Source organism: Kitasatospora sp. NPDC058406, assembly GCF_042722765.1.
In the GTDB taxonomy this organism is placed as follows: domain Bacteria; phylum Actinomycetota; class Actinomycetes; order Streptomycetales; family Streptomycetaceae; genus Kitasatospora.
In genome coordinates this window covers 54,771-61,635 of record NZ_JBHXKE010000017.1, presented here as the reverse complement: position 1 = coordinate 61,635, position 6,865 = coordinate 54,771, and the positions used below count along the sequence as shown (strand labels likewise).

General features: G+C 70.8%; 8 protein-coding genes. 5 read left to right on the top strand and 3 right to left on the bottom strand.

Features of this window, described 5'->3' with window-relative positions; translation table 11 throughout:
- The first annotated feature begins 380 nt into the window (after positions 1-380).
- On the top strand, positions 381-1,970 hold the full coding sequence (locus tag ACFWOG_RS05840; RefSeq protein ID WP_329948377.1) for a glycosyltransferase 87 family protein: 1,590 nt from the start codon (positions 381-383) through the stop codon (positions 1,968-1,970).
- A gap of 66 nt (positions 1,971-2,036) precedes the next feature.
- Here ACFWOG_RS05840 and ACFWOG_RS05835 read toward each other — a convergent pair whose 3' ends face one another.
- The 3 genes from ACFWOG_RS05835 to ACFWOG_RS05825 all read right to left on the bottom strand — a co-directional run bounded on the left by ACFWOG_RS05835 (position 2,037) and on the right by ACFWOG_RS05825 (position 4,713).
- Positions 2,037-3,071, bottom strand: coding sequence for an alanine racemase (locus ACFWOG_RS05835; RefSeq protein WP_329884826.1), 1,035 nt, complete (start codon positions 3,069-3,071; stop codon positions 2,037-2,039).
- A 58-nt stretch (positions 3,072-3,129) separates the two neighbouring features.
- Entirely contained in the window at positions 3,130-4,248 is a 1,119-nt protein-coding gene (locus tag ACFWOG_RS05830; RefSeq protein ID WP_329884827.1) for a peptidoglycan bridge formation glycyltransferase FemA/FemB family protein, read from the bottom strand.
- Between the two features lie 165 nt (positions 4,249-4,413).
- The gene (locus ACFWOG_RS05825; protein WP_329884828.1) at positions 4,414-4,713 is read right to left on the bottom strand and encodes a hypothetical protein; all 300 of its coding nucleotides are present in this window, start codon (positions 4,711-4,713) and stop codon (positions 4,414-4,416) included.
- Between the two features lie 300 nt (positions 4,714-5,013).
- Between ACFWOG_RS05825 and rpsF the strand changes: the two genes are divergently transcribed.
- The 4 genes from rpsF (at position 5,014) to rplI (ending at position 6,798) form a co-directional block, all read left to right on the top strand.
- Positions 5,014-5,304, top strand: a complete 291-nt coding sequence (rpsF, locus tag ACFWOG_RS05820) for a 30S ribosomal protein S6 (RefSeq protein ID WP_329884829.1) — start codon at positions 5,014-5,016, stop codon at positions 5,302-5,304.
- A gap of 96 nt (positions 5,305-5,400) precedes the next feature.
- Entirely contained in the window at positions 5,401-6,018 is a 618-nt protein-coding gene (locus ACFWOG_RS05815) for a single-stranded DNA-binding protein (RefSeq protein WP_329884830.1), read from the top strand.
- Positions 6,019-6,097: 79 nt separating this feature from the next.
- Positions 6,098-6,334, top strand: a complete 237-nt coding sequence (gene rpsR / locus ACFWOG_RS05810) for a 30S ribosomal protein S18 (RefSeq protein ID WP_030304537.1) — start codon at positions 6,098-6,100, stop codon at positions 6,332-6,334.
- Positions 6,335-6,351: 17 nt separating this feature from the next.
- Positions 6,352-6,798 carry a 50S ribosomal protein L9 gene (rplI, locus tag ACFWOG_RS05805; protein WP_329884832.1) on the top strand — a complete coding sequence of 149 codons (447 nt, stop codon included), beginning with the start codon at positions 6,352-6,354 and terminating at the stop codon, positions 6,796-6,798.
- Positions 6,799-6,865 lie beyond the last annotated feature (67 nt).

Genomic DNA, 6,865 nt, shown 5'->3' with positions numbered 1-6,865 from the left:
GCATCATCGGCAACATCGGCTGCACCACGCCGACGGTGCCGGGGCCGAGCCCGACCACCGACCCGGGCGGCGGTGCCGGCGGTGCCACCGGCGGGACGACTCCCAAGCCGTCGACCAAGCCGCCGACCTCGCCGTCGGCGCCGCCGAGCGGCAACGCGCTCGTGCCGTAGCGCGGCCGGGACGGAACCGGACCGCGGACAGGTAGACGGATGCGGACACGGAACCGGAAACGGTGAAGCGGCGGTGGCGGTCCTCCTCGGAGGGCCGCCACCGCCGTTTCGCCGTATTCGGCGCGATTCGTCACGCCCCGGCGGCCCGGTGGCGGGGCCGTGGCGGGGGCCTCCTCGTCCGGGCGGGAGAGGTGCGGCAGGATGTCCGCCATGACGTCCAGCGCTCATGACGAATCCGTCGGCCAGACCGGGCTCCCCGACGCCGCCGGGCCTGCCCCCGAGGTACCGGTGACCGGGGTCGACCAGGTCGTGACCAACACCGTGGTCGTGCCGGCGGACGAGGACCCGGTGGCGGCGGCCGGCAGCGAGGTGATCGGCGGCCCGCCCGGGAAGCGCGCGCTGCTCGGCGTCTCCTGGTGGGTCCCGGCACGCTTCCTCGCGCTGGTGGTCATCGTGGTCTCGGTGCTCGGCATGGCGCAGAAGCTGCCCTGCTACAACGCGGCCTGGTTCCAGCCGGGTTCGCCGCAGTACGTGCACGCCTGCTACAGCGACGTCCCGCACCTGTTCTCCGGGCGGGGCTTCGCGGCCGGACTGCACCCCTACGTGGACCGGATCCCGGGCACCACCGGGGATCTGCAGTTCCTCGAATACCCGGTGCTGACCGGTCTGTTCATGCAGATCTCGGCCTGGCTGACGCCCGGCGGCGGCACGCTCCAGGACCAGGAGCGGTGGTTCTGGGTGATCAACGCGGGCCTGCTGATGGCCTGCGCGGTGGTCGCCGTGGTGGCGCTCTCCCGCACCCACCGGCGCCGCCCCTGGGACGCCCTGATGTTCGCGCTGGCGCCCGTCCTGCTGCTCAACGCCACCGTCAACTGGGACCTGCTGGCGGTCGCGCTGGCCGCCGTCGCCCTGGCCTGGTGGGCCGGCTCGCGGCCGGTCCTGGCCGGGGTGTTCATCGGCCTGGCCACCGCCGCCAAGCTCTATCCGCTCCTGCTGCTGGGCCCGCTGCTGGTGCTCTGCTGGCGGGCCGGCCGGTGGCGCGACCTGCGCGGGCTGCTGGGCGGCGCGGTCGGCGCGTGGGTGCTGGTCAACCTGCCGATCATGATGGCCAACTGGCAGGGCTGGTCGACCTTCTACGTCTTCAGCAAGCACCGCAACGAGGACTACGGCTCGCTCTGGCTGATCCTGATGCAGACCCGCGGCGTCGGGCTGGAGAACCTCGACACCTTCATCGCGATCCTGATGGTACTGAGCTGTGCGGGGATAGCGTGGCTCGGCCTCTCGGCGCCCCGCCGCCCGCGGGTCGTCCAGCTGGCCTTCCTGGTGGTGGCCGCGTTCGTGGTGTTCAACAAGGTGTACTCGCCGCAGTACGTGCTCTGGCTGCTGCCGCTCGCGGTGCTGGCCCGGCCGCGCTGGCGGGACTTCCTGATCTGGCAGGCCTGCGAGGTGCTCTACACCCTGGGCATCTGGTCCCACCTGGGCTTCGTCACCGGGCCCAAGCAGCACGGGATCGGCGAGTCCTGGTACCACTTCGCGATCGTGCTGCACCTGCTCGGCACGCTCTACCTGGTCGGCGTGGTGATCCGGGACATCCTGCTGCCGGACCGCGACCCGGTGCGCTGGGACGGCAGCGACGACCCCTCCGGCGGGGTGCTCGACCAGGCCCCGGACGTCTTCGTGCTCGGCGCCGCCCGGCAGCTGCGCGAGGAGGCGAGCTACGCCGGGTACGCGCCGGCCGGCTCCGAGGGGTGGCTCATCGAGCCGCCCGCCCGTGCCCAGGAGCCGGCCGAGAAGTCCTGACGGCCGCCGGCGGCCGGTCGCCGGCGGCACTCCGGGGCCGGCCGGCGGCGACCGGCCGGCGACCGGTCAGCGGTCCACCACGCGGTCGAAGTGCGTGGTGGTGTGCCGCACCTGGAGACCGAGCTCGTCGCCGACCGCCGGCGGCTTGGTCTCGCCGTCCAGGAGGAGCAGCGAGACCTGCATGTGCGGCGGCTCGGCGAACCAGAGCTGCTTGCCGGTCCAGTTGTACGGCGACTTGGTCTTGTTGACGGTCGCCAGGCCGGCCCGGGCGATGCCCTTGGCCCGCGAGGACATGCCCTGCACGTACTTGGGCGCCTCCAGCCCGATGCCGTGCGCGGTGCCGCCGGCGACCACCAGCAGGTGGCCGTCGGCCGGCGCCGGGTGCTGGCGGTAGCCGTAGCGGTCGCCCTTGGCGACGGGGGTGACGTCCAGCACCGTCGCCCGGACCTCCAGCGCGCCGTGGTCGCCGAGCCAGAGCCGGGTGCCGATCCGGGCCCGGAACACGGTGTCCGGGTAGCGCCCGGCCAGCTGCTCCAGGCCCGCCGCACCGAGGTGGCTGACGAAGACGGTGTGCACCGGCACCCCGGCGGCCCGGGCGGTGTCCACCCAGTACGCGACCTCCTCGACCGGGCTGGAGCCGTCCGGCCGGTCCATCGGCAGGTGCAGCGCGAGGCCCTCGAAGGAGACGCCGTCCAGTTCGGCGGCGACCGCCGGGAGGTCGGCCGCCGAGACGCCGTGCCGGCGCATGGTGGTCATGCACTCCACGACCACCCGGGCGCCGTGCAGCGCGCGCACCCCGTCGAGGCTGGCCACCGTCCGGATCACCCGGGCGTGCGGCAGCGGCAGGGCCTCCTCGCCGACCCGGTACGGGGTGAGCACCAGCAGCTCGCCGCCGTACCAGTCGGCCGCGTCGGCCGCCTCGTAGGCGGTGCCGACCGCCAGCATGCCGGTGCCCAGCAGGGTGGCCTCCTCGGCCAGGCGGTGGTTGCCCAGCCCGTAGCCGTTGCCCTTCGCCACCGGCACCAGGCCGGGGAACTCGGCCAGGACGGAGCGCTGGTGGGTACGCCAGCGTTCGGTGTCGAGGTAGAGCGACAGCGTCATCGGGTCATCTCCCAGAGGGTGTGGGGCACGGGTGGCTCGGCGGCTACGGCGCTGTTGCTCAGCGGCGCGACATGTACAGGTCGAGCGCCTTGTGCAGCAGCTTGTTGAGCGGGTAGTCCCACTCGCCGAGGTACTCGGCGGCCTGGCCGCCGGTGCCGACCTTGAACTGGATCAGGCCGAACAGGTGGTCGTTCTCGTCCAGCGTGTCGGAGATGCCGCGGAGGTCGTACACCCCGCCGCCGAGCGCGTACGAGTCGCGCATCATCCGCCACTGGATCGCGTTGGACGGCTTGACCTCGCGCTTGTGGTTGGCGGAGGCGCCGTAGGAGTACCAGACGTGCTCGCCGACCACCAGCATCGTGGTCGCGGCCAGCGGCTCGCCCTCGTGGTAGGCGATGTAGAGCCGCATCCGGTTCGGGTCCTCGGCGGTGAGGGCCTTCCACATCCGCTGGAAGTAGGACAGCGGGCGCGGGGTGAACCGGTCGCGCTCGGCGGTCACCAGGTACAGCTGGTGGAAGATCGGCAGCTCGTCGTAGCCGCCCTGGATCACCTCGACGCCGCTCTTCTCGGCCTTCTTGATGTTCCGGCGCCAGAGCTGGTTGAAGCCCTTCTGGATGTCGTCCAGCGAGCGGTTGGCCAGCGGGACCTGGAAGACGTAGCGCGGCTGGACGTCGCCGAAGCCGGCGCCGCCGTCCTCGCCCTGGAGCCAGCCGGCCTTGCGCAGCCGGTCGGCCACCTCGAAGGCGCGGGGCTCGTACCAGTCGGCCTCGACGTCGCGCAGGCGCTTGGCCTGCTTGGCGGCGATGGCCTCCTTGATGGTCGGCGCGTTCCAGCGGCGGATGACCACCGGCGGGCCCATCTTCACCGAGAACGCGCCCTGCGACTTCAGGTGCGCCAGCATCGGCTGCAGCCAGCGGTCGAGGTCGCGGTCGAACCAGTCGATCACCGGGCCCTCGGGCAGGTAGGCCAGGTACCGCTTGACCTTGGGCAGCTGGCGGTAGAGCACCAGCCCGGCGCCGACGATCTGGTTGGTCTGGTCGAACCAGCCGATCGACTCGGTGCGCCACTCGGCCTTCACATCGCCCCAGGACGGCACCTGCATGTGGCTGGCCGAGGCGCGGCTCCTGATGAAGGCGAGGTGCTCCTCGCGGGTGATCGTCCTCAGGCGCAGGCTCATGCTCGGTGCTCCTCGTCGGTCGGGCTGCAGTGGGCCCCGGTATCTCGGGGTGACCTTATCGTCCGGGCCCCCCGGGGCTGCGGGCGCGGCGACGCCCCCGTCGCGCACCGGCCTGTCCTAGGTAGGTACGCGAGGGGGGCGCCGGGGGTTCCTTGCGCGGGGTGGCTAACCCCACAGGCCTCCGCGCGCCATTCCGAGGTAGAAGCCGATCGCCGAGGCGCCGAGCGTGATCATGAGGATGAACCGCTCCGCGGTGGTCACGGAGAGGAACACCCCCAGCAGGCCCGCGGCGATCCCGAACAGGCCGGTCCACGAGGTCAGCAGGTGCAGGTTGTGGAAGAACGAGGTGACGAAGGCGATGACGCCGAGGACGGCCGTGACGCCCACCAGGGCGTTCTCCCGCGGGTGCGGGTGGCCGTCGGTGTTCAGGGTGAGAGGGGGCATCCGGTGGATGGTCTGGGCCATGAGTCCCACCTCCTGGCGAGGAGACGAACGGGCAGGAAACCCGTTCCGTCCAGATTGCGGCGGTTGGACCGGTCTCACAACCCCTATGCGTTTTGTTCGGCCGTCCGGGTGCAGGTAGGCTGTGCCGTCTGCACTGGTGTAGTTGTGCCTTCCTCTGCCCTCTTCCGGGTGAGCGGAGTCAGGCTGTCGGACCCGGCCGCTACGGTGGGCCGGAGTCGACACTGCTCCGGTGCCGACGCTGCACAACCCTCCTGCCACGGAAAGACCGTGGCCGCTGAGTCCAAAGGAGGTGGGTTACTCATGCGTCACTACGAGCTGATGGTCATCCTCGACCCGTCGGTCGAGGAGCGCGCTGTCTCCCCCCTGATCGAGAGCTTCCTCGCTGTCGTCCGCAACGGCGGTGGCAAGGTCGAGAAGGTCGACACCTGGGGTCGCCGCCGTCTGGCTTACGAGATCAACAAGCAGTCCGAGGGCATCTACTCGGTCATCGACCTCCAGGCCACGCCTGAGGTCGTCAAGGAGCTCGACCGCCAGCTTGGCCTGAGCGAGTCGGTTCTGCGGACCAAGGTCCTGCGCCCGGACACCCACTGAGCCACCTCTGAGGCCTTCGGGTCTCGGGTAGCTCGCGACCGTTGTTTCACGTGAAACAGCGGTGAACGGACATCTTCCCGAGAGGTCATCACCACCATGGCAGGCGAGACCGTCATCACCCTCGTCGGCAATCTCGTCGACGACCCCGAGCTGCGCTTCACCCCGTCGGGTGCGGCGGTCGCGAAGTTCCGTATCGCGTCCACCCCCCGCACCTTCGACCGTCAGACGAACGAGTGGAAGGACGGCGAGAGCCTCTTCCTCACGTGCAACGTCTGGCGGCAGCCGGCGGAGAACGTGGCCGAGTCGCTGCAGCGCGGCATGCGCGTCATCGTGCAGGGCCGACTGCGCCAGCGGTCTTACGAGACCAAGGAAGGCGAGAAGCGGACGGTCTTCGAGGTTGAGGTCGACGAGGTCGGTCCGAGCCTGCGCTCGGCGACCGCGAAGGTCACCCGGGCCAACCGGTCCGGTGCTCCCGGCGGCGGCGGCTTCGGCGGCGGCCCGCAGGGCGGCGGCCAGAGCGGTGGCAACTGGGGCGGCGGCAGCGGCGGACAGCAGGGCGGCAACTGGGGTGGCAACTCCGGTGGCCAGTCCGGTCCCTCCGACGACCCGTGGGCTTCCAGCACCCCCTCATCCGGTGGCAACAGCAACCAGGGTGGCGGCGGCGGTTGGGGTGCCCCGGCCGGTGGCGGCTTCTCGGAAGAGCCCCCGTTCTAAGAGCTGACAGATTTCGTGCGGACGGGCCGCCGGCGTCCTCGGACGCCCGCCCGGCCGTGAACCCCAAATGGAGCGCACAATGGCGAAGCCGCCTGCTCGCAAGCCGAAGAAGAAGGTTTGCGTCTTCTGCAAGGACAAGGTCAACTACGTTGACTACAAGGACACGAACCTGCTGCGGAAGTTCATCTCCGACCGTGGCAAGATCCGTGCCCGCCGGGTCACCGGCAACTGCACCCAGCACCAGCGTGACGTCGCCACGGCCGTGAAGAACAGCCGTGAGATGGCGCTGCTGCCCTACACCAGCACCGCGCGCTAAGAGAGGGTGACCAAGTAATGAAGATCATCCTCACGCACGAGGTGCCGGGTCTCGGCTCCGCCGGCGAGGTCGTCGAGGTCAAGGACGGCTACGCCCGCAACTACCTGGTCCCGCGTGGCTTCGCCATCCGCTGGACCAAGGGCGGCCAGAAGGACGTGGACGCGATCCGTCGCGCCCGCAAGATCCACGAGATCCAGACCCTTGAGGCTGCCAACGAGGTCAAGGGCAAGCTCGAGGGCGTCCAGGTCAAGCTGGCCGTTCGCTCCGGCGAGGCCGGCCGTCTGTTCGGCTCGGTGACCCAGGCCGACGTCGTCGAGGCCATCAAGGCCGCCGGCGGCCCGGCCGTGGACAAGCGCGCCGTCGCGATCTCCTCGCCGATCAAGACCGTGGGCACCCACAAGGTCTCGGTCAAGCTGCACTCCGACGTCCAGGCCAACCTCGACGTCGCCGTCGTGGCTGCCTGAACCCGGTAGCTGAAGCGCCGAAGCAGTGGCCCGAGGGCCGGCCTCCCCCGTGCGGGGAGGGCGGGGC